Annotated in this window: 29 protein-coding genes and 1 pseudogene; 25 read left to right on the top strand and 5 right to left on the bottom strand. The window is 67.3% G+C overall.

The genetic code is table 11. From position 1 onward, the window contains the following. The first annotated feature begins 108 nt into the window (after positions 1 to 108). From nirD to ACGG9C_RS04375, 7 genes are all read left to right on the top strand, one after another. Entirely contained in the window at positions 109 to 1,173 is a 1,065-nt protein-coding gene (gene nirD, locus ACGG9C_RS04345; protein ID WP_390178268.1) for a nitrite reductase small subunit NirD, read from the top strand. Between the two features lie 64 nt (positions 1,174 to 1,237). Further along, a complete protein-coding gene (locus ACGG9C_RS04350) occupies positions 1,238 to 2,653 on the top strand; it encodes an MFS transporter (RefSeq protein WP_390178269.1) in 1,416 nt (471 codons plus the stop codon). A 12-nt stretch (positions 2,654 to 2,665) separates the two neighbouring features. After that, a complete protein-coding gene (locus ACGG9C_RS04355; RefSeq protein WP_390178270.1) occupies positions 2,666 to 6,778 on the top strand; it encodes a molybdopterin-dependent oxidoreductase in 4,113 nt (1,370 codons plus the stop codon). 100 nt (positions 6,779 to 6,878) lie between these two features. Next, a complete protein-coding gene (locus ACGG9C_RS04360; RefSeq protein ID WP_390178271.1) occupies positions 6,879 to 7,202 on the top strand; it encodes a hypothetical protein in 324 nt (107 codons plus the stop codon). Between the two features lie 164 nt (positions 7,203 to 7,366). Further along, complete coding sequence (locus ACGG9C_RS04365) at positions 7,367 to 7,798, top strand: cupin domain-containing protein (RefSeq protein ID WP_390178272.1); 432 nt, start codon at positions 7,367 to 7,369, stop codon at positions 7,796 to 7,798. Beyond that, positions 7,795 to 8,649, top strand: coding sequence for an aldo/keto reductase (locus tag ACGG9C_RS04370; RefSeq protein WP_390178273.1), 855 nt, complete (start codon positions 7,795 to 7,797; stop codon positions 8,647 to 8,649). Before ACGG9C_RS04365 ends, ACGG9C_RS04370 begins: the two co-directional genes overlap by 4 nt. Positions 8,650 to 8,653: 4 nt before the next feature. Next, a complete protein-coding gene (locus tag ACGG9C_RS04375; protein WP_390178274.1) occupies positions 8,654 to 9,022 on the top strand; it encodes a DUF2255 family protein in 369 nt (122 codons plus the stop codon). Between the two features lie 41 nt (positions 9,023 to 9,063). Here ACGG9C_RS04375 and ACGG9C_RS04380 read toward each other — a convergent pair whose 3' ends face one another. Next, positions 9,064 to 9,408, bottom strand: a complete 345-nt coding sequence (locus ACGG9C_RS04380; RefSeq protein WP_390178275.1) for a carboxymuconolactone decarboxylase family protein — start codon at positions 9,406 to 9,408, stop codon at positions 9,064 to 9,066. Between the two features lie 135 nt (positions 9,409 to 9,543). Between ACGG9C_RS04380 and ACGG9C_RS04385 the strand changes: the two genes are divergently transcribed. The 3 genes from ACGG9C_RS04385 (at position 9,544) to ACGG9C_RS04395 (ending at position 11,209) form a co-directional block, all read left to right on the top strand. Then, the gene (locus tag ACGG9C_RS04385; protein WP_390178276.1) at positions 9,544 to 10,428 is read left to right on the top strand and encodes a helix-turn-helix transcriptional regulator; all 885 of its coding nucleotides are present in this window, start codon (positions 9,544 to 9,546) and stop codon (positions 10,426 to 10,428) included. Between the two features lie 90 nt (positions 10,429 to 10,518). Then, on the top strand, positions 10,519 to 10,791 hold the full coding sequence (locus tag ACGG9C_RS04390; protein ID WP_390178277.1) for a hypothetical protein: 273 nt from the start codon (positions 10,519 to 10,521) through the stop codon (positions 10,789 to 10,791). After that, positions 10,769 to 11,209: a hypothetical protein gene (locus ACGG9C_RS04395; RefSeq protein ID WP_390178278.1), complete on the top strand. Its 441-nt coding sequence runs from the start codon at positions 10,769 to 10,771 to the stop codon at positions 11,207 to 11,209. Before ACGG9C_RS04390 ends, ACGG9C_RS04395 begins: the two co-directional genes overlap by 23 nt. Positions 11,210 to 11,373: 164 nt before the next feature. Here the strand turns inward: ACGG9C_RS04395 and arsB are convergent, their stop codons facing one another. Further along, entirely contained in the window at positions 11,374 to 12,486 is a 1,113-nt protein-coding gene (gene arsB, locus ACGG9C_RS04400; RefSeq protein WP_390178279.1) for an ACR3 family arsenite efflux transporter, read from the bottom strand. Between the two features lie 74 nt (positions 12,487 to 12,560). After that, the gene (locus ACGG9C_RS04405) at positions 12,561 to 12,929 is read right to left on the bottom strand and encodes a metalloregulator ArsR/SmtB family transcription factor (protein ID WP_390178280.1); all 369 of its coding nucleotides are present in this window, start codon (positions 12,927 to 12,929) and stop codon (positions 12,561 to 12,563) included. A gap of 86 nt (positions 12,930 to 13,015) precedes the next feature. Here ACGG9C_RS04405 and ACGG9C_RS04410 point away from each other — a divergent pair, with 86 nt between their 5' ends. From ACGG9C_RS04410 to ACGG9C_RS04445, 8 genes are all read left to right on the top strand, one after another. Beyond that, positions 13,016 to 14,332, top strand: a complete 1,317-nt coding sequence (locus tag ACGG9C_RS04410) for an FAD-dependent oxidoreductase (RefSeq protein ID WP_390178281.1) — start codon at positions 13,016 to 13,018, stop codon at positions 14,330 to 14,332. Continuing rightward, positions 14,329 to 14,835: a GNAT family N-acetyltransferase gene (locus ACGG9C_RS04415; RefSeq protein WP_390178282.1), complete on the top strand. Its 507-nt coding sequence runs from the start codon at positions 14,329 to 14,331 to the stop codon at positions 14,833 to 14,835. Before ACGG9C_RS04410 ends, ACGG9C_RS04415 begins: the two co-directional genes overlap by 4 nt. Further along, positions 14,832 to 15,128 carry a hypothetical protein gene (locus tag ACGG9C_RS04420; RefSeq protein ID WP_390178283.1) on the top strand — a complete coding sequence of 99 codons (297 nt, stop codon included), beginning with the start codon at positions 14,832 to 14,834 and terminating at the stop codon, positions 15,126 to 15,128. Before ACGG9C_RS04415 ends, ACGG9C_RS04420 begins: the two co-directional genes overlap by 4 nt. A gap of 128 nt (positions 15,129 to 15,256) precedes the next feature. Then, positions 15,257 to 16,216, top strand: a complete 960-nt coding sequence (locus ACGG9C_RS04425; protein ID WP_292858935.1) for a PstS family phosphate ABC transporter substrate-binding protein — start codon at positions 15,257 to 15,259, stop codon at positions 16,214 to 16,216. Positions 16,217 to 16,242: 26 nt separating this feature from the next. Beyond that, positions 16,243 to 17,202: a phosphate ABC transporter permease subunit PstC gene (gene pstC, locus ACGG9C_RS04430; protein WP_292858938.1), complete on the top strand. Its 960-nt coding sequence runs from the start codon at positions 16,243 to 16,245 to the stop codon at positions 17,200 to 17,202. Beyond that, complete coding sequence (gene pstA / locus ACGG9C_RS04435) at positions 17,202 to 18,113, top strand: phosphate ABC transporter permease PstA (protein WP_363360850.1); 912 nt, start codon at positions 17,202 to 17,204, stop codon at positions 18,111 to 18,113. Before pstC ends, pstA begins: the two co-directional genes overlap by 1 nt. Before the next feature lie 77 nt (positions 18,114 to 18,190). After that, entirely contained in the window at positions 18,191 to 18,985 is a 795-nt protein-coding gene (gene pstB / locus ACGG9C_RS04440) for a phosphate ABC transporter ATP-binding protein PstB (RefSeq protein WP_390178367.1), read from the top strand. Beyond that, on the top strand, positions 18,982 to 19,683 hold the full coding sequence (locus tag ACGG9C_RS04445) for a winged helix-turn-helix domain-containing protein (RefSeq protein ID WP_390178284.1): 702 nt from the start codon (positions 18,982 to 18,984) through the stop codon (positions 19,681 to 19,683). Before pstB ends, ACGG9C_RS04445 begins: the two co-directional genes overlap by 4 nt. Here ACGG9C_RS04445 and ACGG9C_RS04450 read toward each other — a convergent pair. Both ACGG9C_RS04450 and ACGG9C_RS04455 read right to left on the bottom strand, forming a co-directional pair. Next, complete coding sequence (locus ACGG9C_RS04450) at positions 19,665 to 20,630, bottom strand: arsenate reductase ArsC (protein ID WP_390178285.1); 966 nt, start codon at positions 20,628 to 20,630, stop codon at positions 19,665 to 19,667. The two genes, ACGG9C_RS04445 and ACGG9C_RS04450, sit on opposite strands and share 19 nt — an antisense overlap. Next, entirely contained in the window at positions 20,627 to 20,947 is a 321-nt protein-coding gene (locus ACGG9C_RS04455; RefSeq protein WP_210006355.1) for a helix-turn-helix transcriptional regulator, read from the bottom strand. The genes ACGG9C_RS04450 and ACGG9C_RS04455 overlap by 4 nt, the downstream gene beginning before the upstream one ends. Positions 20,948 to 20,980: 33 nt before the next feature. On the opposite strand from ACGG9C_RS04455, the pseudogene ACGG9C_RS04460 reads away from it, so the two are divergent. From ACGG9C_RS04460 to ACGG9C_RS04490, 7 genes and pseudogenes are all read left to right on the top strand, one after another. Next, a pseudogene (locus tag ACGG9C_RS04460) lies at positions 20,981 to 21,223 on the top strand (ArsR/SmtB family transcription factor); the annotation flags it as partial. 180 nt (positions 21,224 to 21,403) lie between these two features. Continuing rightward, positions 21,404 to 21,901 carry a low molecular weight phosphatase family protein gene (locus ACGG9C_RS04465; RefSeq protein WP_390178368.1) on the top strand — a complete coding sequence of 166 codons (498 nt, stop codon included), beginning with the start codon at positions 21,404 to 21,406 and terminating at the stop codon, positions 21,899 to 21,901. Positions 21,902 to 21,953: 52 nt separating this feature from the next. Then, positions 21,954 to 22,370, top strand: coding sequence for an arsenate reductase ArsC (locus tag ACGG9C_RS04470; protein WP_390178286.1), 417 nt, complete (start codon positions 21,954 to 21,956; stop codon positions 22,368 to 22,370). Further along, on the top strand, positions 22,367 to 23,017 hold the full coding sequence (locus ACGG9C_RS04475; protein WP_390178287.1) for an arsenate reductase ArsC: 651 nt from the start codon (positions 22,367 to 22,369) through the stop codon (positions 23,015 to 23,017). Before ACGG9C_RS04470 ends, ACGG9C_RS04475 begins: the two co-directional genes overlap by 4 nt. A 12-nt stretch (positions 23,018 to 23,029) precedes the next feature. Further along, the gene (locus ACGG9C_RS04480) at positions 23,030 to 24,415 is read left to right on the top strand and encodes an FAD-dependent oxidoreductase (RefSeq protein ID WP_390178288.1); all 1,386 of its coding nucleotides are present in this window, start codon (positions 23,030 to 23,032) and stop codon (positions 24,413 to 24,415) included. A gap of 192 nt (positions 24,416 to 24,607) precedes the next feature. Further along, on the top strand, positions 24,608 to 25,051 hold the full coding sequence (locus ACGG9C_RS04485; RefSeq protein WP_390178289.1) for a MerR family transcriptional regulator: 444 nt from the start codon (positions 24,608 to 24,610) through the stop codon (positions 25,049 to 25,051). Continuing rightward, a complete protein-coding gene (locus tag ACGG9C_RS04490; RefSeq protein ID WP_390178290.1) occupies positions 25,012 to 26,037 on the top strand; it encodes an arsenic resistance protein in 1,026 nt (341 codons plus the stop codon). The genes ACGG9C_RS04485 and ACGG9C_RS04490 overlap by 40 nt, the downstream gene beginning before the upstream one ends. Positions 26,038 to 26,143: the final 106 nt, after the last annotated feature.

A 26,143-nucleotide genomic window follows, 5' to 3' on the forward strand; every position in this document is an offset into this window, starting at 1 on the left:
GTGTGACGGGCGCCTCACGTGGGCGAATGCGGCGCGTGAGGGAACCGTTACGACCTCGACACGGCAGGGGCACACGGCAGGAAACCTGCGCTTCCTACAGTCGACGACGTGAACACGACACCCGCGATCCTCGACAGCTCGGCGCCGTCGACCGTGTGGACGCCGGTCTGCCGCCGGAGCGATCTCGAAGCCGGCTGGGGCGAGGCTGCTCTCATCGGCGCCCAGCAGGTGGCCGTCTTCCTGCTTCCCGACGGACGCATCGCGGCCGTCTCCAACGCCGACCCCGCGACCGGCGCCTTCGTGATGTCGCGCGGGATCGTGGGCTCTCGAGGTGACCGTGCGACGATCGCCTCCCCGCTGCACAAGGACGTCTTCGACCTGGAGACCGGCGAGTGCTACACGAAGCCCGGCGCGCTGAGCCTTCCGGTGTGGCGGGTGCGTGAGACGGACGGTTCGATCTCGGTCGCCCCGGCGCGCGCCCTTGTCGCCGCATCCCACGGCACCTCCGACCCCGACGGACGCCGCGCCGTGGCCGCGCTGGTCGATGCGGTCCGCGCGGCGCGCAGCGAGCTGTCGGTGGCGGATGCTCACGTCGACGTGCAGCAGCCCGACGTGCCGAGCGTGCTGGCAGGCCTCACTCCGGAATCGTCGGCGACGATCGTTCCGCTGCTGCTCTCGACCGGCTACCACGTGCACGTGGATCTCGCCGAAGCCGCCGCGAGCAGTGACCGCGAGGTGACGGTGACACGCGCTCTCGGTCCTGATCGACGGCTCGTGACCGTGCTCGCTCGACGGCTGCGCGAAGCGGGTCTGCGAGACGATGACGCCGTCGTGCTCGCCGCGGCGGGATCGAGCGACGAACGGGCCGTCGACGACTGCCGCATCACCGGCGAGATGCTCTCGGCCGAGCTCGGCCGGCCGGTGACCACGTCGTTCATCTCCGCCGCCCGTCCGCGCGTCGCCGACGCGGTCGCCGAGGTGCGCGCCTCGACGCCCGGACGCGTCGTGGTCTCGACGTATCTGCTGGCGCCCGGCTACTTCGCCGATCTCGCGGCCCGCGCCGGGGCCGACGTCACCACCCCTCCGCTCCTGACCGCCGACGGCCCCGTCCCTCCCGAGCTCGTCCAGATCGTGGTCGATCGATACGACCGGCCGACCGACATCGTCCACTGACGACGTCGCCGCACCCCCCTCATCCGACGCTCCACCCCGCCTCGAGCCCTCTGAGGAGTACCGCATGACCTCCCTCGACGAACGACCCACTCACGTCGCGACACCACCCGCCGACACATCGACAGCGCCGCCGATCGTCGCCCGGCCCGGGCGATGGCTCGACGGCTACGACCCCGAGAACCGTGCGCAGTGGGACACCGTCGGTCGGCCCATCGCGGCACGGAACCTGCGGTGGTCGATCTTCGCCGAATTCCTCGGCTTCGTCGTCTGGCAGCTCTGGTCGATCGTGGTCGTCGCGCTGCCGGCCGCCGGGTTCTCGTTCGACACGGCGCAGACCTTCTGGCTCATCTCCATGCCGAGCCTCGTCGGCGCCACCCTCCGCTTCCCGTACACCTTCATGGTGCCGAAGTTCGGCGGCCGCAACTGGACGATCATCTCCGCTCTCCTGCTGCTCCTCCCCGCGATCGGACTCGCGCTGTGCGTCGGCAACCCCGACACGCCCTTCGGCGTGATGCTCGCCGTCGCGGCGCTCGCCGGTGTCGGCGGCGGCAACTTCGCGTCGTCGATGTCGAACATCACCTACTTCTACCCGCAGCGCGAGAAGGGGTGGGCGCTCGGCCTGAACGCGGCCGGCGGCAACCTCGGCGCATCGGTCGCGCAGTTCATCGTGCCGATCGCCATCACGATCGGTGCCGGTGTCACCCTCAATCTGCCCCTCGCCGGCTGGATCTGGGTGCCGCTCATCCTCGTCGCCGCGATCGGTGCGGCTCTGCGCATGGACAACCTGTCGCACGCGCGGGCCGATGTCGCCGCGTCGCTCGCGGCGCTGCGCGAGCCGCACCTGTGGGTGCTCGCCGTGCTCTACATCGGCACGTTCGGCTCTTTCATCGGCTTCGCGGGTGTCTTCCCCAAGCTCATCGCAGACCAGTTCCCGGCGTTCTCGACCTTCCAGGTGGGGTCGGCGACGCTGTCGCTCGCCTTCCTCGGCGCCCTCGTCGGATCGCTGTCGCGCCCCTACGGCGGGCGCCTGGCCGACCGCTTCGGCGGAGCCGCCATGACGATGGCCTCGTTCGCGGTCATGGCCGTGGTGGTCGTGACGGTGGTCCTCACTCTTCCACTCGGCAGCTTCTGGCTGTTCCTGGCACTGTTCCTCGTGCTCTTCGCCGCCAGTGGCATCGGCAACGGGGCGACGTACCGCATGATCCCGACGGTCTTCGCCTGGCGGGCCGGCTCCGCCGACGCGCACCGCACCGCCGGCGACATGGGATCGCAGCGCAAGGCTGCGGCGGCACTGGGGATGATCTCCGCGATCGGCGCGTACGGCGGGTTCGTCATCCCCCAGGCGCTCGGAGCCTCGAAGACCGCGACCGGCGGGTACGAGGCGGGCCTGTCGTGGTTCGTCGTCGCCTATGCGGTGATGCTCGCCCTCACCGGGATCGTCTACCTGCGCGGCGGCCGGCGGGCCGGCGTGCGCATCTGAGACGGGTCCGCCGTGACATCCTCCCTTCCCCTGACGCCGACGACCTCGGTGCGCTCGGCCTGCTCCTACTGCGGGGTCGGCTGCGGGATGGTGCTCGATGTCGCGGTGGATCCGGAGAGCGGCCGCCGGCGCGTGGTGAAGGTGCGCGGTGACAAGGAGCATCCGACCAACCGCGGCCGGCTGTGCACGAAGGGCGCCACGAGCGCCGACATGCTTTCGGCCGGCGGTCGTGTGGAGACGGCGATGGCGCGGCCGGAGCGGGGCGCGCCTCTCGAGCCGCGGCCGACGCACCACACCATCGCCGAGACCGGGCGGCGTCTGCGGGCGGTGATCGATGAGCACGGCCCCGATGCGGTCGCGCTGTACGTGTCGGGTCAGATGTCGCTGGAGGCGCAGTACCTGGCGAACAAGCTCGCGAAGGGCTTCATCGGCACCAACAACATCGAGTCCAACTCGCGCCTGTGCATGGCCAGCGCGGGCACCGGCTACAAGCTGTCGCTCGGATCCGACGCCCCGCCCGGCTCGTACGACGACTTCGACCACGCCGACGTCTTCTTCGTGATCGGCTCCAACATGGCCGAGACGCATCCGATCCTCTTCCTGCGGATGATGGATCGGGTCAAGGCCGGCGCGAAGCTCATCGTCGTCGACCCGCGGCGCACGGCGACGGCCGACAAGGCCGACCTGTACCTGCCGATCGCCCCCGGCACCGACCTCGCGCTCATGAACGGCCTGCTGCGCCTGCTGCAGGAGGACGGTGCGCTCGATGAGGAGTTCATCGCCGCCTCGACCGAGGGGTGGGAGCGGATGCCGGAGCTGCTCGCCGACTATCCGGTGCACGCCGTCGCCGAGCTGACCGGGTTGTCCGAAGACGACCTGCGCACCGCGGCCCGCTGGATCGGCGAGGCCGGGGCGTGGATGTCGTGCTGGACGATGGGGCTGAACCAGTCGACCCACGGCACGTGGAACACCAACGCCATCATCAATCTGCACCTGGCCACCGGCGCCATCTGCCGCCCGGGAGCGGGCCCCTTCTCGCTGACGGGACAGCCCAACGCCATGGGCGGGCGGGAGATGGGCTACATGGGCCCGGGGCTGCCGGGCCAGCGCAGCGTGGTGTCGGCCGAGGACAGGGCGTTCGTCGAGAACGTGTGGGGCCTGCCGGACGGCGCGATCGACACTCGGGTGGGCGGCGGCACGGTCGAGATGTTCGAGAAGATGGCCGACGGAGACATCCGCGCGAGCTGGATCATCTGCACCAACCCCGTTGCCTCGGTCGCCAATCGCGGCACGGTGATCCGTGGCCTCGAGGCCTGCGAGCTCGTCGTGACACAGGACGTGTTCGTCGAGACCGAGACCAACGCCTACGCCGACGTGCTGCTGCCGGCGGCGCTGTGGGCGGAGTCCACCTCGGTCTCGGTCAACTCCGAGCGCACGCTCACCCTGCTGAACCAGGCCGCCGATCCCGTCGGCGACGCGATGCCCGACTGGCAGATCATCGCCGGGGTGGCGACCGCGATGGGCTACGGAGAGGCGTTCTCGTATGCCTCGGCGGCGGAGGTGTTCGAGGAGATCCGCGCCTTCTCGAACCCGAAGACCGGGTACGACCTGCGCGGCGTCGACTACGGCCGCCTGGCGCGCACCCCGGTGCAGTGGCCGTCCCCGCCCGAGAGCGGCGACGGCGACGGCCGGCATCCGATCCGCTACGTCAACGACGGCACGTCGAGCCCGCTGCGCACGGGCAACGACGGAACAGTGCCCGCGCTGGCGTTCGCGACCGAGAGCGGGCGTGCGATCTTCCATCCGCGCCCCCACATGCCGGCGCGCGAGATGCCCGACGACGACTTCCCGTTCGTGCTGAACACCGGGCGTCTCCCCCACCACTGGCACACGATGACCAAGACCGCCAAGGTTGCCAAGCTGAACGCGCTGAACCCCAAGCCGTTCGTGGAGATCCACCCCGACGACGCCGCACGGCTGGGGGTCGCCGACGGCGACGCGGTCGAGGTCGCGTCGCGGCGAGGTCGCGCGGTGCTGCCGGCCGCGGTGAGCGATCGCGTGCAGCGCGGGGCGCTGTTCGCCCCGTTCCACTGGAACGACGTGTACGGGGAGTACCTGGCCGTGAACGCCGTGACGAACGACGCGGTCGATCCGCTGTCGTTCCAGCCCGAGTTCAAGATCGCCGCCGTCGCGGTGACGAAGGCTTCCGTCCCGGTGTCGCTCGAGGTGGAGCCAGCCGTCGAGTCGACCTCGCCGAACCCTGCGCACGACGCCGGAGAGCCCGCAACGGCGGTCACCGCGTTGGGGTTGCACCCCGCGCCGCCGCCCGTGCTCACCCCCGAGCAGAGCGCCTATCTTCAGGGCTTCCTGTGGGCGCAGGAGCAGGAGGGCGGCGGTCTCGCGACCCTGCCTGACGCGGCGCCGTTCACCTCGACCGATCGAGCGTGGCTGAACGGGATGCTGGCGCGTCGCACCGCGCCCGCGGCCGCCGCGGTGGCCGGGAACCGCGAGTCGGTGCTGGTGCTGTGGGCGTCGCAGACCGGCACCGCCGAAGACCACGCCGCGCAGATCGCCGAGCGCCTGCGCACCGACGGGCACGACGTCGATCTCGTCTGCATGGACGACACCTCTCCGCAGCAGATCGCGGAGCGGCCGCTCGTGCTGGTCGTCAGCAGCACGTTCGGAGACGGCGACGCCCCCGACAACGGTGACGCGTTCTGGCGCGCACTGTCGGCCGACGCGGCACCGCGCATGCCGGGGGTGCGCTTCGCCGTGCTCGCCTTCGGCGATCCGAGCTATTCGACGTTCTGCGGGCACGGACGACGCGTCGACGAACGCCTCGCCGAGCTCGGCGCCGAGCGGCTCGTGCCGCGGGTCGACTGCGATCCTGACACCGACGAGGCGCCGGCCCACTGGTACGACGCCGTCGTCCGGGCCCTCGGCACGGATGCGGCGCCGGCGGCCACCACGGCGGACCGGACACCCCTCGGGGCCCCCGACACCGCGAAGCGGTACTCTCGCGCCTCGCCGCTGGTGACCCGGCTCACCTGCAACGAGCGGCTGAGCGCTGCGGCGTCGTCCAAAGACGTGCGCCGCTTCTCACTCGCGGTTGACGACGACCTGACCTACCGCGCGGGAGATGCCCTGGGGGTGCGCCCGGTGAACAGCGTGCCCGCGGTCGACGCGTGGCTGTCGGCGACCGGTCTCGACGGCGACACTCCCGTCGATCTCGACGGGGTGGGGTCGATCGCGCTGCGCGAGGCGGCGACGCGTCACCTCGAGATCGTGAACGTGGGCCGACCGTTCCTGCGGTTCGTCGGCGAACGCACCGGCGACCGTCAGCTGGCGACCCTGCTGCGCGGGGGCAACACGCTCAACCTCGACAAGTGGCTGTGGGGGCGACAGGCGGTGGATGTGCTCGCGGAGCTTCCCGTCTCGGCGAGCGCAGAGGAGTGGCTCGGCGTGCTCGGACGGCTGCAGCCGCGGCTGTATTCGATCTCGTCGAGCCCCCTGGTGAGTCCGCGCGAGGTGGAGCTGACGGTCTCCGCCGTGCGGTTCGAGCACCTCGGGCGACCGCGCCGCGGCGTGTGCTCGACCTTCCTCGCCGATCACGGCGACGGCGCCGATGTTCCGGTCTTCGTGCAGCGGACGAAGCACTTCCGCCCTCCCGAGGACCCGACGGCGCCGATGATCATGATCGGCCCGGGCACCGGGATCGCGCCGTTCCGCGGCTTCCTGCAGGAGCGGCGGGCGCTCGCGCATCCGGGCCGCAACTGGCTGTTCTTCGGCGAGCGCGACTCCGCCACGGACTTCTACTACCGCGACGAGCTCGAGGCGTGGCAGAGCGACGGTCTGCTCACCAGGCTGAGTCTGGCGTTCTCGCGGGAGCAGCGGCAGAAGGTCTACGTGCAGGACCGCCTGCGCGAGCAGGGCTCGCACGTGTGGTCGTGGCTCGAGGACGGCGGTCACGTGTACGTGTGCGGCGACGCGACGCGCATGGCCAGCGACGTGCATCGTGCGCTGATCGAGGTCGCCCGCACCTGGGGCGGTCTCGACGAGGACGACGCGACCGAGTACTTCGCACGGATGGCTCGCGAGAAGCGCTACGTGCGCGACGTCTACTGATCAGGGCCTCTGTCTCGATGCCGGCGCGGCGGGTGTCAACCCCGGTGCGGCCTGCGCACACGCGGGCGTAGCGTCGCCGCGCGAGGAAGGGAGGTCGACGATGGCCGATTCGGATCCGACCCGGGTGCGTTCTCAGCGATCGCTGCAGGGGGGCGGGCGCAGACGATGGCTGATCCCCGGGGCGATCTTCGCGGCGATCTGCATCGCGCTGTTCATCGGGATGCTGCAGCTGCAGATCCTCGTTCCGACGATCGGCCTCGTGCTCACCGCGTCGCTGTTCGCGGCGATGGTCGTCGTGGCCGTCACCGTCGGGCAGGCGCGCACCCGCAACCGTGCGATGGCGTGGCTCATGGGCGCGATGGCCGTCTCGGCGCTCGCGTGCGCCGTGGTCGTGATGGCCCGCGAGTGGTCGGCGATGGTGTGAGTCAGCCGATGCACGTGACCGCCTGACCGCACGAGCCGCCTTCGCCGGAGCGAGGCGCACCCTCTCGGGTCTTCCCACGTACTGCCAGTACGCGTCGTGACAGGTCCTTCCCCCGTGCCGGCGACCAGAGTTGTCTGGTGGGACTGGTCGGAAGGAGACCCATCATGACCGATTCAGACTTCGACAGCCTGTTTCCTCTCGGCGCCGCGAACGACGCCTTCGCGCAGTACTTCAGCGGGCAGAGTTACCTCGCTCCCCTGGCGGATCTCGGGATGTTCGTCGCGAACGTGACGTTCGAGCCCGGGTGCCGCAACAACTGGCACGTGCACAGCGCGAGCAGCGGGGGCGGGCAGATCCTCCTCGCCGTCGCCGGCAGTGGCTGGTTCCAGGCCGAGGGCGAAGAGCCGGTCAGTCTCGAGCCTGGCTCGGTCGTGCAGGTTCCGGCCGGCCAGAAGCACTGGCACGGAGCGAAGGCCGATTCGTGGTTCAGCCACGTCGCCATCTCCGTGCCCGGTGACGATGTCGACAACATCTGGCACGAGCCGGTCGACGACGAGTACTACAACACCCTCCCTACGACGAAGGAGAACGCATGATCACCGACGAGACCTACACCCTGTCCAACGGCGTCGAGATCCCCCAGCTCGGGCTCGGCACCTGGTTCATCGACGACGACAAGGCAGCGCAGGCCGTGCGCGATGCCGTCGCCGCCGGCTACCGCAACATCGACACCGCACAGGCGTACGGCAACGAGCGAGGCGTCGGTGAGGGCGTGCGCACCGCCGACGTGCCGCGCGAGGAGCTCTTCGTCTCGACGAAGCTCGCCGCCGAGATCAAGGACTACGAGGGCGCGGTCGCGGCGATCGATTCCTCGCTTGCCACGATGGGGCTCGAGTACATCGACCTGATGCTCATTCACAGCCCGCAGCCGTGGGATGACTTCCGCGGCGGCGACTACGCCGAGGGCAACCGCGCCGCCTGGCGTGCGCTCGAAGAAGCCCTCGCGGCCGGCAAGCTGCGTTCGATCGGCGTCTCGAACTTCCAGCAGGCGGACATCGAGAGCCTGCTCGAAGGCGCGAGTGTGGTCCCGCACGTGAACCAGCTGCTGGTGCACGTCGGAAACACCCCGGCCGAGCTCATCGAGTACTGCACCGGCAAGGGCATCCTTGTCGAGGCGTATTCCCCCATGGCGCACGGCGAGATGATGAAGAACAGCGAGGTCACCGCGATGGCCGAGCGGTACGGCGTCAGCGTGCCGCAGCTGTGCATCCGCTACACCCTCGACCTCGGCACGGTGTCGCTGCCGAAGACGGCGAACCCGGCGCACATGCGCGACAACGCCCAGGTCGACTTCACGATTTCCGAGGAGGACATGGCCACGCTCCGCGGGCTGGAGCACCGCGAGTACGGCGAGTTCTCGTTCTTCCCGGTCTACAGCGGGAAGTGACCCGGTGACGGGCGAGCACGATGCGCTCGAGGGCGTGGGCCGACGCGGCGAGCTCAGCGTGTCGAGCCGGCGCTCCGACGGCACGTACAGCCGGCCGGTGCCGATCTGGTCGGTGCTGGTCGACGGGCGCCTGTTCATCCGCTCCTATATGGGGACGGAGGGGCGGTGGTACCGCGGGGTGCTCGCCCGTCGTGCGGGGCGCGTCACCTCCGGCTCTCGAGCGGTGGATGTGACCTTCACCCCCGCCCCGATCGAGCTCGCTGACCGTATCGACGAGGCCTACCGGGCGAAATACGCCGGCAGCGCCTACCTCGCGCCGATGCTGAGTGAGCAGGCACGCGCGGCGGCGTTCGAAGTCACTGCGAAGCCGTAAGAGGAAGGGTCCGTTGCGATGCAGCGGACCCTTCCTCTTTGTCAGGCGTCGTCGCCGGCTGATGCGGCGACCTTCTTGGCCACGCCCATGGCGGAGAATCCCTTGGGCCAGCCCGTGTAAAACGCGAGGTGCGTGATCGCCTCGATGACCTCGTCCTGGGTCAGGCCGTTGGCGATGCCGAAGGGGATGTGGAAGCCGAGCTGGTCGGTGTTTCCCATCGCGGTGAGCGCAGCGATGGTGATGAGGCTGCGGTCGCGCTTGGAGAGCTCCTCGCGCTCCCACACCTCATCGAAGAGGACCTTGTCGGTGTAGTGGGCCAGGGCCGGGGCGAGATCGCCGAACGCCTGCTGGCCGCCGGTCCAACCGGTGGTGGGCGAATCGGTCATGATGGTGCTCCTTCGATCGGTGCGGTCGTACCTTCTCTGCTACCCGATCAGAGGGGAAGGCTGCGGGCGAGAGTCTGGTTCTGCGTGTACTGCGGGTACCTGGTTTGCGCGCGGATGGCGACGTAGCGTGAGGGCATGGACTACCGCACCGAGGTTCGCCACTTCCTGACGGCGCGTCGTGCCCGACTGAAGCCCGAAGACGTCGGACTGCCGCACTTCGGAGGGCGACGTCACGTGAAGGGTCTTCGCCGTGAAGAGGTCGCGATGCTCGCGGGGGTCTCCACCGAGTACTACGCGCGTCTCGAGCGAGGGGATGTCGCAGGTGTCTCGAATCAGGTTCTCGAGTCCCTCGGCGACGCCCTCCAGCTCGATGACACCGAGCGCGACCACCTCGCCAACCTCGCCCGTGCCGCGTCGGCCAGCCCCCGGGCACGACGCGCGAAGCCGGCGTCTCCCTCGTTGCGGCCCGGAATCCTCGCGGCGGTGAAGTCGATCACGACCGCGCCCGCCTTCGTGCGCAACGGCGCCCTCGACGTGCTGGCCGCGAACGATCTGGGCCGCGCGTACTACGCCCCGATGTTCGCGAAGGCGCCCGATACGCCCAACATCGCGATCTTCAACGTCTTCGATCCGGCTGCACAGAGCTTTTATCCCGACTGGATCAAAGCCGTCGACGGCACCGTCGCCGTCCTCCGGCACGAGGCCGGCCGGAACCCGTACGACAAGCGGATCACGGAGGTCATCGGCGAGCTCTCCACGCGCAGCGAGGTCTTCCGCGACCGCTGGGCGAACGCGGTGGTCCACCGCCACGACGCCGGCATGAAAGTGGCGGTGCATCCCGTCGTCGGCGACCTCGCGCTGCACATGGTCGGCACCGAGGTCATCACGGAACCCGGCCTGTCGCTGATGATCTATGCCGCGGAGGAGGGCAGCGCCGCCGAGGAGAAGCTCCGCCTCCTCGCGAGCTGGGCCGCCACGCACGCGTCGACGGCATCTGAAGCGGCGAGCGGCGGGTCCTGAGCCCGCACGGGTCAGCGGGAACTCCGCGGTCGAGATCCGGGTGTGGAAGAAGTCGGCGGAGGGCCGGTTGGGCCCTTCGAGGACCTCGAGGTGATCCGCATCGAGGCGGGCATGTCGACCGCGAGGTTCTGCAGGCTGATCGACATGCCCGAACGCACCTGGCGTCGCTGGCAGGCCAAGGCGAAGCAGGAGCAGCCGCCGAAGGGGCCGTGGCCGCAGCCCGCGAGGGACGCGGCGCGGGACCTGGTGACCAAGCACGCGCTGGCGAAGCCGGCGTGGGGGCACCGGAAGATCTGGGCGCTGACCCGTCACGACGGCCACAAGGTGTCGCAGGCGACCGGTGCTGCGGCTGCTGCGCGATGACGGGCTGATCCTGCCGTCGGAGTATCAGAAGCAGCGGCGTGAGCTGGCGAAGGATCGCAAGGCCGCGTTCGCGAAGAACCCGACAGGCCCGAACCAGGTCTGGCAGTTGGACTTCAGCGAGTTCGAGACCACGACCGGCGGGACGTGGCGGATCGCGGGGTGCCGAGACTGGTACCCCAAGCTCGAGCACCCGTTCCACGTCTCGCCGACCGCGAACCAGTACGACGCGATCGCCGCGATCGAGCTCGCCCTCGCCGACTACGAGGTCATGTTCGGGCACCCGCTCGTCGACGAATGCGAGGTCGACCCCGACACCGGTGAGGTGCTGCCGGTGCTGACGATTGGGATTGGGCGCAGGAAGCGCAGCACATCTCCCTTTTGGGCGCGAGCTGGCGAGGGTTGCCGACGACGTTGTTGAAGAATGACTCCTTCTCGCACTTGTGGAGATGCTCGGTGCAGAGAGCGGCGCCGCAGTGAGGACAGACGGCAACCGCGGGAACGGCGATGTCCAGAGTGGCGTGTTCATAACAGATCATGAGTGTTCCTTCAATGGTGGGCAACAGTGCTGCTGCTGCCGAGGGCTCAAGTGGTGATGTCCTGCACGCGTCGGCGATCGATGTGAAGATCCTCGTTGGTGGCGGGGAAAAGTCGACCGCGCAACGAGAGGGCGACGTAGACAAGTCCGACGAGCGCCGGGACTTCGATGAGGGGACCGACAATGCCAGCCAGAGCTTGCCCGCTGGTGGCGCCGAAGGTGCCGATAGCGACGGCGATAGCGAGTTCGAAGTTGTTGCCGGCGGCCGTGAAAGCGAGCGTCGTGGTGCGTTCGTAGCTCAGGCCGATGGTCTTGCCAGTCCCGAACCCAATAAGGAACATCGCGATGAAGTAGGCCAGGAGGGGCAGGGCGATGCGGGCGACGTCGAGGGGACGGTCGATGACTTGCTGCCCTTGAAGGGCGAAGAGCATGACGATCGTGAAGAGGAGGCCGCCGAGGGCGAGTGGGCTGATCCGGGGGAGGAAGACCGTTTCGTACCAGGCGCGGCTGCGGCGGCGTTCTCCGATGCGGCGGGAGAGGTACCCAGCGAGTAAGGGGATACCGAGGAAAACGAGCACGCTGAGGGTGATGGCCCAGATGGAGAACTCGGCGCTGGTTGTGGAGAGGCCCAGCCAGGTGGGAAGGATCTGCAAGTAGAACCAGCCGAGAGCGGCGAACGCGATCACTTGGAAGACGGAGTTGATGGCGACGAGGAAGGCTGCTGCTTCGCGGTCGCCACAGGCGAGATCGTTCCAGATGAGGACCATCGCGATGCAGCGGGCAAGGCCAACAATGATCAGCCCGGTGCGGTATTCGGGGAGGTCGGGCAGGAGCAGCCAGGCGAGAGCGAACATCAGCGCGGGGCCGACGAGCCAGTTGAGGACGAGCGAGGAGATGAGTAGCCGCTTGTCGCGGGCGACGATCGCTGCGTCGGAGTACCGCACTTTGGCGAGGACGGGATACATCATGACCAGCAGTCCAATGGCGATGGGGATGCTGATGGTGCCGATCGACGCCGCGTGAAGGAACTCTCCGAAACCGGGGGCGAGGACGGCAAGAGCAAGACCTGCGCCCATGGCGAGCAGGATCCATACGGGCAGGTATCTGTCCAGTGTTCCCAGACGGGCGGGCGCGGTAGTCGTGCTCACTTCACTCCTCATTCATAGATGAACTTCGATATGAAGCGTAGCAGAATATCGACAGGCGTCGATGCTTTCCGCGGAGTGGCTGGGTCTTATGCGGTGGCGAAGAAGCGCGAGACCCGGTCGAGAGCCCCCGGTACGAGAGTGAAATAGGCCCAGGTTGCGCGCTTGCTACGGGTGAGGAACCCCGCCGCGGTGAGGACCTTCAGGTGGTGCGAGACGGTCGGTTGACTGAGGCCGATGGGTTCGATCAGGTCGCACACCCAGGCTTCCGAGTTCTCGGATGCGGCAACGATGGAAAGCAGCCGCAGGCGGGCAGGGTCTGCCAGAGCCTTCATGGTCAGAGCGAGGGACTCGGCCTCCTCCGCAGTCATCGGTTCACGAACGAGCGAGGTGCAGCAGCTATCAGCGCCGGTCTCGGCGATGGCAGTGATGTCGGTGACGTCGAGCGTGGTGACCATGCATCGACAATAGCCGATATTGACAGGGATCTATAGGGCGAGTAGGAATAAACATCGAAGCTTGTCGATGTATTGAAGGAGTGGTCATGACCTTGTTGGATCTCACGCCGCGTGTCGCTGTGAGCGATCGTCTGGCGACGCTGCCCGTGGTGATCATCGGTGCAGGACCGGTCGGGTTGGCTGCGGCTGCGAATCTCGTAGAGCGCGGTATCGACTTCGTGGTTCTCGAGGCGGGCGAGACGGTCGCCGCGAGCGTGCGGGCGTGGGGACATACTCGCCTGTTCTCGCCGTGGAAGCACCTGGTGGATCCGGCGTCGCGTCGCCTTCTGGAAGCACGAGGCTGGGAACTTCCTTCACCGGATCGGGCGCCAACGGGAGCCGAGCTGGTGGACTTGTACGTCGACCCACTGGCTCAGCTAGAGGAGATCGCATCGAGGATTCGGACGGGGGTGCACGTGACTGCCGTGTCCCGGGAAGGAATGGATCGCACGCGCAGTCGCGGGCGGGAAGCGACACCGTTCGTCATCCGCACGCGCGATACCGAAGGCAACGTTGCCGAGGTTGCGGCGCGCGCGGTAATCGACGCGTCAGGCACCTACTCATCACCGAACTCGTTGGCTTCCAGCGGGCTGGAACTTCTGGGACTGGGCGAGATCGCCGGCCACGTGATGCCGGCACTTCCCGACGTGCTCGGCCGTGACCGCGCCCACTTCGCAGGCAAGCACGTCACCGTCGTCGGTGCTGGGCACTCTGCTGCGAACACACTTCTCGGGCTGGTGTCACTTGCCCGCGAGGAGGAAGGCACGACGGTGTCCTGGCTGATTCGCAACGGGCAGGCTGTACGGGTGTCCTCGTCGCCGGACGATGAACTCGTCGGGCGCGCTCACCTGGGCGCGCGCGTGGATCGCGCGGTGGACCGCGGTGACATCAATCTGGTCGACGGATTCGAGGTCATCCGTGCGGGCCGGGTGGACGCCGCGGTGGAACTGATCGGTCATCGAGACGGCGAGGTGGTGACGCACACCACCGACATCGTGGTCAACGCGACGGGGTTCCGGCCCGACCTGGACATGCTGCGCGAGGTTCGCCTGGAACTGGACGACATCGTCGAGGCCCCCAAGCGGCTCGCCCCGCTCATCGATCCGAACGTGCACTCCTGCGGCACGGTGGAACCCCACGGGTTCGGTGAGCTCACCCACCCGGAGCGCGGGTTCTTCATCGTCGGGATGAAGTCGTACGGTCGCGCCCCCACGTTCCTGCTCACGACTGGATACGAGCAGGTCCGGTCGGTGACCGCGTGGCTGGCCGGCGACATGGCTGCCGCCACCCAGGTCGAGCTGGTCCTCCCCGCCACGGGCGTCTGCTCCACAGACCTCGGGTCAGCTAGCGGTTGCTGTTCGTGACAGACGTCCGCTCCCTCGTCCCAGCGGATTGGCCCGACGTGGAGAGGATCTACCGGCAGGGAATCGATGAGGGCGATGCGACCTTCGAGACGCACCCGCCGACCTGGGAAGAGTTCACCACCAGCAAACTGCCCACTCCCCGTCTTGTCGCCGCCGATGACGGCGGCAGGGTTCGCGGCTGGGTGGCGGCGTCGCAAGTGTCGAGCCGGGAAGCATATCGGGGTGTGATCGAGCACTCTGTGTATGTCGATCGTGACTACCGCGGTCAGGGCATGGGACGAACGCTGTTGGCCGCGTTCATCACGGGCGCGGAATCGGCCGGGTATTGGACGATTCAGTCGAGCATCTTCCCGGAGAACAGCGCCAGCCTCCAACTGCATGTCGCCGCCGGGTTCCGGGTAGTGGGCCGCCGGGAAAGAATCGCTCGGTCCCGCCTCGGTGCCCAAGCGGGACAGTGGCGAGACACCCTCCTCATCGAGCGGAGAAGCACGGCAGAATCGTGACTGACGGTTCCCCAGACGCGGACTTCATCCGCCGACATCTCACCGGCGTGCGCCGCACCGTCCTCGCCATCGTTGCCGACCACGGACCGATCAGCGTCGAGCACATCGCGACCGAGTGGGCGCGGCAGCACTCCACCATCAGTCCCCGCCACAGGTCCGCCCTTCCCCGCATGAGCGGCCAGGTTCTGTGGCGGCTGGAGAATCTCGGCTGGGTGGCTCGTCGAGGCGAGCAGTATCTCCTCACCGCTGAGGGGCGTCGGGTCCACGACGGCATCGCAATCGCCTCCGAATAGCTGGGCTGCGTTCACCACGCGTTCACATAGATTAGCTTCTATGTGAAACGGATAGAAGATCATCTATCTGGCCTGCCTTGCACCGGCGGGTCCTGACGCCCCTGTCGGGCACGAAGGAAAGCGCACCCGTGAACAAGACCACAGCAAAGCTCGCTGCCGTTGCGACGCTCGCCGCCGCCGCCCTGGCATTGAGTGCCTGCGGCGGACAGTCCGCCGGCAGCACTGGCGGAGGAGAGGCCAGCGGAGGCGGGGCCGGCGGCTCTGTCACCACCGATGGTTCGTCGACCGTCGCCCCCCTCACCGAGGCCGCCGCGGACCTGTTCCGCGAAGAGGACTCGTCGGTCAACGTGTCGGTCGCCACCTCCGGCACCGGTGGAGGCTTCAAGGCGTTCTGCGCCGACGAGACCGACATCTCCAACGCGTCCCGTCCGATCAAGGACGAAGAGGCCGCTGAATGTGAAGCGAACGGCGTCGAGTACACCGAGATCGTCGCCGCCAACGACGGCCTGTCGGTCATCCTGAACCCGGAAAACGACTGGGCAACCGACCTCACCCTGGAGCAGGTCGCGAAGATCTGGGCACCGGAATCCGAGGGTGTCGTCAACAGCTGGTCCGACGTTGACCCGAGCTTCCCCGACGTGCCGCTGGTCCTGTTCGGTGCCGGCACCGACTCGGGCACCTTCGACTACTTCACCGAAGAGGTGAACGGGGAGACCGGCGCGATCCGTACCGACTACAGCCCCTCCGAGGACGACAACATCACCATCCAGGGCGTCGCCGGGGACCAGGGTGCGATCGGCTTCCTCGGCCTGAGCTACGTCGAAGAGAACGAGGGCACGATCATCGCCGCATCCATCGACGGCGTCTACCCGAGCACCGAGACCGTGCAGGACGGCACCTACACGCCGCTGGGGCGCCCGCTGTTCATCTACGTCAAGAACGCCGCGTACACCGACAAGCCGCAGGTGAAGGAGTTCGTCGACTTCTACGTCGCCAACTCCGCCGACATCGCCTCGCTCGCCCTGTTCGTGCCGCTGACCGAGGAGCAGATCACCACCGCGCAGGAAGAACTCGCCTCGCTCGGTTGAGCGAGCCCCCTCCGCGGAGACACTCCATGACCGCTGTGATCACCAAGGCTGGGGGCTCGAGGACTACTTCCTCGGGCCCCCGGCCAGGCACCCAGTTCGCCGGCCGCCGCCGACCCGGCGAAGCCCTCATCAGACTCGTTCTCCGGCTAGCCGCAGTACTCACGATCGTGACGACGGTCGGGATCCTGATCGCCCTACTGATCCCCTCCCTCTCGTTTTTCGCCGAGGTTCCCGTCCTGGACTTCCTATTCGGCACGCGCTGGGCACCCCGGTTCGCAGACGCGTCCTTCGGAGTCATCCCCCTCGTCTCCGCCACGCTATGGACGACCGTGATCGCCCTGCTGGTCGCCGTGCCGTTCGGGCTAGGCGCAGCCATCATGCTCGCCGAGTACGCCAAGCCCCGCACCCGCAAAATCCTCAAGCCGATGCTGGAGATCCTCGCCGGCGTCCCCACCGTCGTCTACGGGTTCTTCGCCCTCCAGTTCGTGCAAGCCACCGTGCTCCGCGACTGGCTGCAGCTGCCCACCGGCGCATTCAGCGTCCTCGCCGCAGGACTCGTCATGGGTGTCATGATCATCCCCACAATCGCGTCGATCTCCGAAGATGCCATGTCCGCCGTTCCCGGTGCGCTCCGTCAGGGCAGCGCTGCGCTCGGCGCGAACCGGATGCAAACCACCCTTCGCGTGGTGTTCCCCGCCGCCCTGTCGGGCATCGTCGCCGCTGTCGTCCTCGGCGTCTCCCGCGCCGTGGGAGAGACGATGATCGTCGCGATCGCCGCCGGAAGCCAGGCCCGGATCGTCACCAACCCGCTCGAGCAAGGTCAGACGATGACCGGATTCATCGCGAACGCCGCTCTCGGAGACTCCCGCGTGGGAAGCCTGGAATACAACACCCTGTTCGCGGTCGGGCTGCTGCTGTTCCTCATCACGCTGCTGATGAACTTCATCAGCATCCGGTTCGTTCGCCGCTTCCGAGAGGCCTACTGATGACAACCACCCGAAGCACCCCGACGAAGATCCGCGCCTCCGCGCCCCTCGGGACGGGGACACACGGTGACCGGAAACCCGGCCCGATGATCTTCCTCATCCTGCTGTGGCTGTCGCTGTTGGTCGCGTTCGGCGTGCTCGCGACTCTTCTGGTCACGATCCTGATGGACGGGTGGGGAAAGCTGTCCCTGCAACTGTTCACCAACTACCCCTCCGCCACCCCGGAAACCGCGGGCGCCCGCCCCGCCATCCTCGGGTCCGCCTGGGTGATCGCGACCACCGCCGTGCTGACACTGCCGCTGGGGATCGCCGCGGCCATCCACCTCGAAGAGTTCGCCGACAAGAAGCGCTGGTTCAACCGGCTCATCGAACTGAACGTGCAGAACCTCGCCGCCGTCCCCGCCATCATCTACGGCCTGCTCGCCCTCGGATTCCTCAGCCTGCTACAGGTGCAGAACAAGAACATCGTCATCGGCGGCGCACTAGCGCTCTCGCTACTGATCCTGCCGGTCATCATCATCTCCACCCGAGAAGGGTTGCGGTCCGTACCGAACGAAATCCGCGACGGGTCCCTCGCGCTCGGAGCGACGAAGTGGCAGACCGTGTGGCGGCAAGTGCTCCCCGCGTCCGTACCCAGCATCGCCACCGGCTCCATCCTCGCCCTCTCCCGCGCACTCGGGGAAGCGGCACCGCTACTGGTGCTCGGCGCGCTGGTCTACATCACGTTCGACCCGAACGGACTCATGAGCGGGTACACCACCCTCCCCATCCAGATCTTCAACTGGACCGGCCGCCCGCAGGAGGGCTTCCACGAGCTTGCCGCGGCCACCAGCGTGCTCCTCCTCGGCGTTCTGCTCCTGATGAACGCCCTCGCCATCTTCATCCGCAACAAGTACCAGAAACGGTGGTAGCCATGAGCGACCCGATCGCCACCTCAACCGAGGACACCCCTCACCCGCAGTTCCACGCCCAGTCTCCAGAACCGAACCTGCGCGAGACGCCGAGCGGGCTGATCCGCTGCGAGAACGTGGACGTGTTCTACGGCAACTTCCGTGCCGTCACCGACGTCAACCTCAGCTTCGGAAAGAACGAAATCACCGCGCTGATCGGCCCCTCCGGGTGCGGGAAGTCGACGCTGCTGCGTTCGCTGAACCGGATGAACGACCTCGTCGACGGCGCCCGCGTCGAAGGGCAGGTGCTGTTCCAAGACGACGACATCTACGCCAAAGACGTCGACCCGATCGAAGTGCGCCGTCGCATCGGCATGGTGTTCCAAAAGCCCAACCCGTTCCCGAAATCCATCTACGACAACATCGCCTACGGCCCCAGGGTCACGGGGATGAAGGTGTCGAGCATGGACGACCTGGTCGAAGAAGCTTTGACCAAAGCAGCGCTGTGGGGCGAGGTCAAAGACAAGCTGAAGCAATCCGCGTTCGGTCTCTCCGGCGGACAGCAACAGCGTTTGTGCATCGCCCGCACGATCGCCACCCAGCCGGACGTGATCCTGATGGACGAACCGTGCTCGGCGCTGGACCCGATCGCAACCATGCGCATCGAAGACCTCATGCACGATCTGCGCCGGGACTACACGATCATCATCGTCACCCACAACATGCAGCAAGCCGCCAGAGTCGCCGACCGCACCGCGTTCTTCACCGCCCTCGCAGATGAAACCACCGGAGACCGGACCGGAGTATTGGTGGAATACGCCCCCACCTCACAGATCTTCGAGCACCCCCAGGATCAGCGCACCGAGGACTACATCAGCGGCAGGTTCGGATGAGCACCCTCACGAGCCCAGTGGTCGGATCGGCACGAGTCGTCGTACTGTCCACCGACCCGCACGTGGCTCGAGGAACCGTCGCCGAATTCCGCCACTTCGGTGCGTCGCTGATCCGGCGAACCGACATCATCAGTGCGCTGACGGAGTTGATCCGCGACCCGCACACGATCCTGCTGGTGTCCTCGGACGTGGCCTGCCAAGACATCGCCGCCGTCCTGGAACTGTCGATCGCCACCAGCAAATCAACGGTGCTGTTCGGAATACATCCCTCCACCGGGATCGCAACAGTAGATACCGCGATCGCCGCTGGCGTGGGCGGCGTCGTAGACCTTCCCCTCACCCCGGAACGCCTCGCGTCCGCGCTGCGACAGCTGCCCCCCGCATCCGTGGAAGTGCCGAGCACGGTCGCGGTGGGCGCGCTGCTGGTCGACACGGACCGGCACCGGGTCGAGCTTTACGGCACACCGATCACGACCACTCCGAGGGAGTTCGACATCCTGCTGGCATTGGCGACGTCCCACCCGCGGATCGTCACACTCGATGAACTCGCACACACGCACGGGGGTGGAACACAACGGCAAGCATCCATCCGGGTCATGGTCGCGGGTCTCCGGTCGCGGTTCGCCGCGCTCACGGGCGCCCCGAGGGACGCGGTGATCGAAACCCACCGCGGCATCGGCTACCGACTGGCCGCGTGAGACGTCATCCCCATCTCGGCCAGAAGATCCTCAACGTGCCCTCGGGTCTGGTCACGAACCACCCGCAGCCCCTCGTCGTCGAGGGTGAGCGGATCCTCAAGATCCCAATCCATGTAGCGGCGACCGGGGTACACCGGGCACGCATCCCCGCACCCCATCGTGACCACGAAATCCGCGGCCTGCACGACCTCGTCCGTCAACGGCTTCGGATACTCGTCAGAGAGAGGAACACCCACCTCCGCCAGAGCCTCAACGACTCGAGGGTGGACCGCGTCGGCTGGCTGCGACCCTGCGGTACGCACATGGACACGATCGCCCGCGAGATACCGCAGATACGCGGCCGCGATCTGCGAACGACCGGCATTCTGAACACAGACGAACAGCACCTCAGGCGTACCGCGAAGCACCAGGCCCTGCGCCGACGCCAGAGCGTCAAGACGATCAGCGGCATACCGTGCCGTCAAAGACGGCAAATGCTTTCGCACCCGGGCTCTCTGACTGAGCAACAGATAGCTCTCCACGACATACTGCGACACCGTCTCGCTGCTGAACGTGGAAGCGAACCGGTACGACAGATCGTGCGCGACCGTCGCGATCGCCGCCGGCAACACGGCAACGGTCGGAGCGGAGTCGGGTTCGGGCAGGGCCGGCATATCACCCACCAACAAACGCCCGAACCGCACCCACGACGCCGCCGGCAACACATGGGCCCCCGCCTCGTCAGTGTGAACGATGTTCACGGCCAACAACCGGGCAATTGCGTCCTCCACCTCGATAGCCGGAACATGCAGCAACGAGGAGAGCACGTCTGCCGGAGCCCCCGCGGCCAGAGCACTCAGCACTCGCAACGTGAGCAGATCGCCGAGCACTGCGGCCTGAGCGGCACGTTCCTGCGCGGCATCGTCATCCAGCGGGCGCCCGACACGGTGCCGCGCACCCTCGTTCACCGCAGCAGATCCTCGATCGCGCTACGCCGAGACGGAACCACCGAAAGCCACACGTACTTCCCCTCCGGCTCACGAGCCAGGAGACCGTCATCAACAAGGATGCGCACGTGGTGGGTGACCGTCGGCTGCCGCAACCCCAGGGCGTCGGTCAGCTGCTTCACGGTTGCACGCCCAGACTCCGAGTCCAAGATGACGCTCAACATCTGCAACCGCGTCGGGTCTGCCACCGCCCGCAGCGTCCGAGCGAGATCTTCCGCGGCCGAGCGGCCGAGCGGTGCGCTCGCACCTGCTGCAGGGCTGCCGTGGGAAGAGGTCACACTGTGATCCTACCTGAAGATAGACTTTCATCTATGGATGCGGTGGTGTCGGACGCGACCCGAACGGCGTCCGTTCTCGCTGACCCTACCCGTATGGCGCTCTTGCGACTGATGTCGACGGCCGATACCGGCCGAGTCCTCGTCGGGGAGACCGCACAAATCCTCGGTCTGCGACAGCCGACCGTCAGCCATCACATGAGGCGGCTGATGGACGAGGGGATCGTGACCCGCCAGCCCGAGGGCCGGCGCACGTGGTACGCCATCGCCCCGCCTCATCGCGACAAGATCACCGCGCTGCTCTCCCTGACGGACCAGCGACCCTCCGCACCGCCGGATCTGGACCGCGTGGTAGGTGATCTTCTCGTGCGGTTTCATGGCACCCTGACCCGTGAAGAGGTGCGAAAGGTCGTGTCCGACGCTCATACACGTCTCTCCGAGTCAACGCCGCACCACCTCTTGGCCTCCCGCACCGCCACCTTTGCCATCGAACGGATTGAAGCATCCCTGAAAAACCGGCTCCATCGCGACCCCGACGTCACCGTGCTCTTCGTGTGCGTACAGAACGCCGGACGGTCGCAGATCGCAGCGAGCGTCCTCCGCCGGCTCGCCGGCCCTCACATCCGCGTGCATACAGCGGGATCTGCGCCGGCAGACGATGTGCGCTCATCCATCATCACCGTGCTCGACGAAGTCGGCCTCTCGCTCGATGGTGAGTTCCCCAAACCCCTCACCACCGAAGTCCTCGAGGCGGCCGACATCGTCGTCACGATGGGGTGCGGCGACATCTGCGTGCCCCGCATCGGCGCAACGCACCTCGACTGGGACATTCCCGACCCCGCTGGGCTCTCTCTGACAGAACTCAGAACCATCCGCAACGACATCGACCTTCGCGTGCGCGATCTCCTACCGCGCCTCAAAAAGGGTGAGTCACTTGCCGTTCACTCGGCGTTGTAGTCTGATACATAGATGATCCTCTATGCTTCGAGCATGCGAAAGAGAGCCCACCATGTCTGATATCCCCACTGTCCTGTTCGTGTGCGTGCACAACGCCGGTCGTTCGCAAATGGCCGCCGGCTACCTCCGCGAGCTCGCGCGAGGACGCATCCAGGTCCTCTCGGCCGGATCCGCCCCCAAGGACCAGATCAACCCGGTCGCCGTCGAGGCCATGGCGGAAGAGGGCATCGACATCACAGGGAACACGCCCAAGGTTCTCACCGTCGAAGCTGTCAAAGAATCTGACGTCGTGATCACGATGGGCTGCGGTGACGCCTGCCCGATCTTCCCCGGCAAACGGTACGAGGACTGGGAGCTGGATGACCCCGCCGGTCAGGGCATCGACGCTGTCCGCCCGATCCGCGACGAGATCCGCCGGCGCGTGGAAACGCTCATCGAAGAGCTCCTTCCCGCCCGTGGTGTCGCATGACCTGGCAGAAAGGGCAAGACGCGCTGCTCTCCGCGGACTCGGTGCTGCACCGTGTCGCGGAACGTCTCACTGCCCAGTTCACCGGCATGGTGGGGGCGGAAACGGTCGAACGGGTCGTTTTCGAGTCCTACACCGCACTCGCCCGCACGGCGACCGTCTCCACCCACCTGCCATCACTCGCGGAGAAGTTCTCCCGCGACCGACTCACCGCGCTGGCACAGTCCCGCGGCTTCATCCCCAAGCCCGTCCCGGAAGTGCTCTACGTGTGCGTACAAAACTCCGGTCGCTCTCAGATGGCCGCCGCACTCACCCGTCACCTCGCCGGCGACCGAGTGCACGTCCGCTCCGCCGGATCACAGCCCGGCCAAGGCATCCTCCCCGTCGTGGTCGAAGCGTTGGCGGAGCTGGGGATCGACGTCAACGAAGAGTTCCCCAAACCCCTCACCGACGACGTCGTCCGTGCCGCAGACGCCGTGATCACCATGGGCTGCGGCGATGCGTGCCCGATCTACCCCGGCAAGAGATACCTCGATTGGGACCTCACCGACCCCGCAGATCTCGACATCGTGGCCGTCCGCGAAATCCGGGACGACGTCCAAGCTCGAGTGCAGCAGCTACTTTCCGAACTGACCACCGCGACAGCGTAGGAGGAGAGCCTGATGCACCTCGTAGCGATCGGCGGAAGCGACGCCGGAATCTCCACCGCCCTGCGCGCCCGCGAACTCGACCCCTCCGTCGATGTCACCGTCGTCGTGGCCGACGCCTACCCGAACTTCTCCATTTGCGGCATCCCGTACTACTTCTCCCGCGAAGTGCAGCCCTGGCAGTCCCTCGCGCACCGCACGCACGCTGACCTCGAAGCCACCGGCATGAACCTGCGTCTGGACACCCTGGCCACCGGCATCGACGTCGACGGGCGCACGCTCACCGTCCGCGACGCCGCCGGCACCGAATCGACGATCGCGTACGACGCGCTCATGGTCGGCGCCGGAGCATCCCCGTCCACCGCCGGCATCACTGGCCTCGACCAGCTCGGCCCCGACGACGGTGTGCACCTGCTGCACTCGATGGGCGACACCTTCGCGCTGGAGCGCTACCTCGACAAGCAACAACCCGAAACCGCGATCATCGTCGGCGCCGGCTACGTCGGCCTCGAAATGGCCGAAGCCCTCACCGTCCGGGGCCTGCACGTCACCCAGCTCCAACGCGGCCCCGAAGTGCTCTCCACCCTCGACCCCGAACTGGGCTCCCTCGTCCGCGACGAACTTTCCCGCCACGGCGTCGACGTGCTCACCGGAACGCGCGTCGAAGCGGTCACCCGCGACGCGGGACGGCTCACCGTGACCGGCATCCGCGACGGTGACGCTTTCTCTCGCAGCGCCGACCTCGTGCTCGTCGTCGTGGGCGTGCGCCCCAACACCAGCCTGCTCACCGCGGCTGGCGCAACCACGGGGGCCGGTGGCGCGGTCGTCGTCGACGAGCACATGCGCACCGGCCTGCCGAACGTGTGGGCGGCCGGAGACGGCGTGGTCACCCACCACCGGCTCCTCGGCGTCACCTACCTGCCCCTCGGCACCACCTCCCACAAGCAGGGCCGCGTCGCCGGAGAGAACGCCATTGGCGGCAACGCCCGATTTGCCGGCAGCCTCGGCACCCAGGTCGTCAAGGTCTTCGACGTCGTGGCCGCCCGTACGGGGCTCCGCAATTACGAGGCAGCCGCCGCGGACTACGCCCCGCACAGCTACACCGCCGTCGCTGACGACCACAAGCGCTACTATCCCGGAGCCACGCCCATCAGCATCCGCATCACCGGAGACGCCCGCGACGGCCGCCTCCTGGGCGCACAGCTCGTCGGCACCCGCGGAGCCGAGATTTCCAAGCGCGTCGACACCTACGCCACCGCCCTGCACCACGGCATGACGGTTGCCGGGATGAACGACCTCGACCTCTCCTACACGCCCCCGCTCGGTTCCCCGTGGGACGCCGTGCAGATGGCAGCCCAGGCATGGGAGCGCGACGCGCGCGCTTTGGTGTCTGTCGTGTGACCCACCGCTCCCGTTTGTAGGTTCCGCCACGTACCGAAACTGATCGTTTGCGGCATGGGGGCGGTGTTCCTGGAATCGACCTCCCGAAACATAGGGCCGTCTCGTAACGCCCTTTCGGGAGGATCGGTTTCGGGGCACAATTTCGGTCCTGGCTTTGACCTTCGACTCAACTAGAAGGTTTAGTGTCAGGGGGTGCGTATCTCTGAGCTGTCCCGTCGCTCCGGCGTGCCGGCGACCGCTCTTCGGTTCTACGAGTCGGTGGGCCTCATCGTGGCCGCGCGCGCGGCGAACGGATACCGCGACTATGACGAGAGCGCCGTCGACCGGCTGACTTTCTTGCATGGGGCGAAACAGCTCGACCTGTCGCTGCCCGAGATCGTCGAGTTGCTCGACGTGGTGGAGGCGGCGAGTTGCACTCAGGTTCGCGAGACCTTGCGGCCGAAGCTGGATGAGCGTCTGCGTGACGTCGACGAGCGGTTGGCGGTTCTGATGAAGCTTCGAGAGCGGCTGGTGGAGGCGGCGGACCGGGTAACGGCTTGTCCCGACAGCGACGATCGCTGCCGGACAGAATGTGTGCTCGCGCGACCGGGCGCCTCATGTGTCACGGACCCGCTGACAGGCGGAGGGGACCGGTGAGGCTCGGCCCACTCGTCGAGTGGTGGGATCGCCGGCAGATCACGCTCTACGTCGTTGCGATCGGGGTTGGTACGGCCCTCGGACTGGCGGCGCCACAGATCGCGCCCGCTTTGGAGCATTCCATCGAGCCGGTGCTGATGTTGCTGCTGTTCGCGACGTTCCTCGGTGTCCCCCTCATCGAGGTCGGGCGGGCGCTTCGAGATATCCGCTTCCTCGGGACGGTCTTGGTCGCCGACTTCATCGTCGTGCCTGTGCTCGCGTGGGGGCTATCTCGATTCGTCGCGGATGACCGGGGGCTGCTGCTGGGGGTGTTGTTCGTTCTGCTGACGCCGTGCATCGACTACGTGATCGTGTTCACCGGTTTGGCCGGCGGAGCTCGCGCGCGTCTGCTGGCCGCCGCGCCACTGCTGATGCTTGTCCAGATCGTTCTCCTGCCGGTGTTCTTGTTCTTGTTCGCCGGGGGCGATGTGCTCGCCCTGATCGACGTCGGGCCGTTCGTCGAGGCATTCCTGCTGCTGATCGTCTTCCCTCTTGCGGCCGCAGCGATTGTGCAGGCCGTCGCGCGACGCCACCGCATCGGTCGCGCGTTAGAACAGGTGATGGCGGGTGCGATGGTCCCGCTGATGATGGTGACGCTGGCCGTGGTCGTCGGATCGCAGATCGCCGCCGTCGGCTCCCAGGCGCTCACGCTGCTGCGAGTGGTGCCGCTCTACATCGCATTCGTCGTACTTGCTGTCGCGGCAGGGCTCCTCGCTGCTCGATTCGCGCAGCTCGACGATCCCTCCACTCGTGCCGTGATGTTCTCGGCGGCCACACGAAACTCCCTTGTCGTGCTGCCACTCGCGCTCGCCCTGCCCGCCTCGCTGAGCATCGCGCCGCTTGCCGTCGTCACCCAGACGCTGGTGGAACTCGTCGCAATGGTCGTACTCGTACGCTTGGTGCCCCGCATTGCTCGGCAGAGCGCTCCTACAGTGACGACCGAGTGACCAGTACCGGCCCGGACGGCTCGATCAGTCTTGGAGAGCGGCCTGGATTGCCGCTTCTAGGTCGAACGCTGTACGCCGGGTGCGAGGTTAATACCCGTCCTGTTGC

The sequence above is a fragment of the Microbacterium sp. MTN4-26 genome (assembly GCF_042846595.1).
In the GTDB taxonomy this organism is placed as follows: Bacteria; Actinomycetota; Actinomycetes; order Actinomycetales; family Microbacteriaceae; genus Microbacterium; species Microbacterium luteum.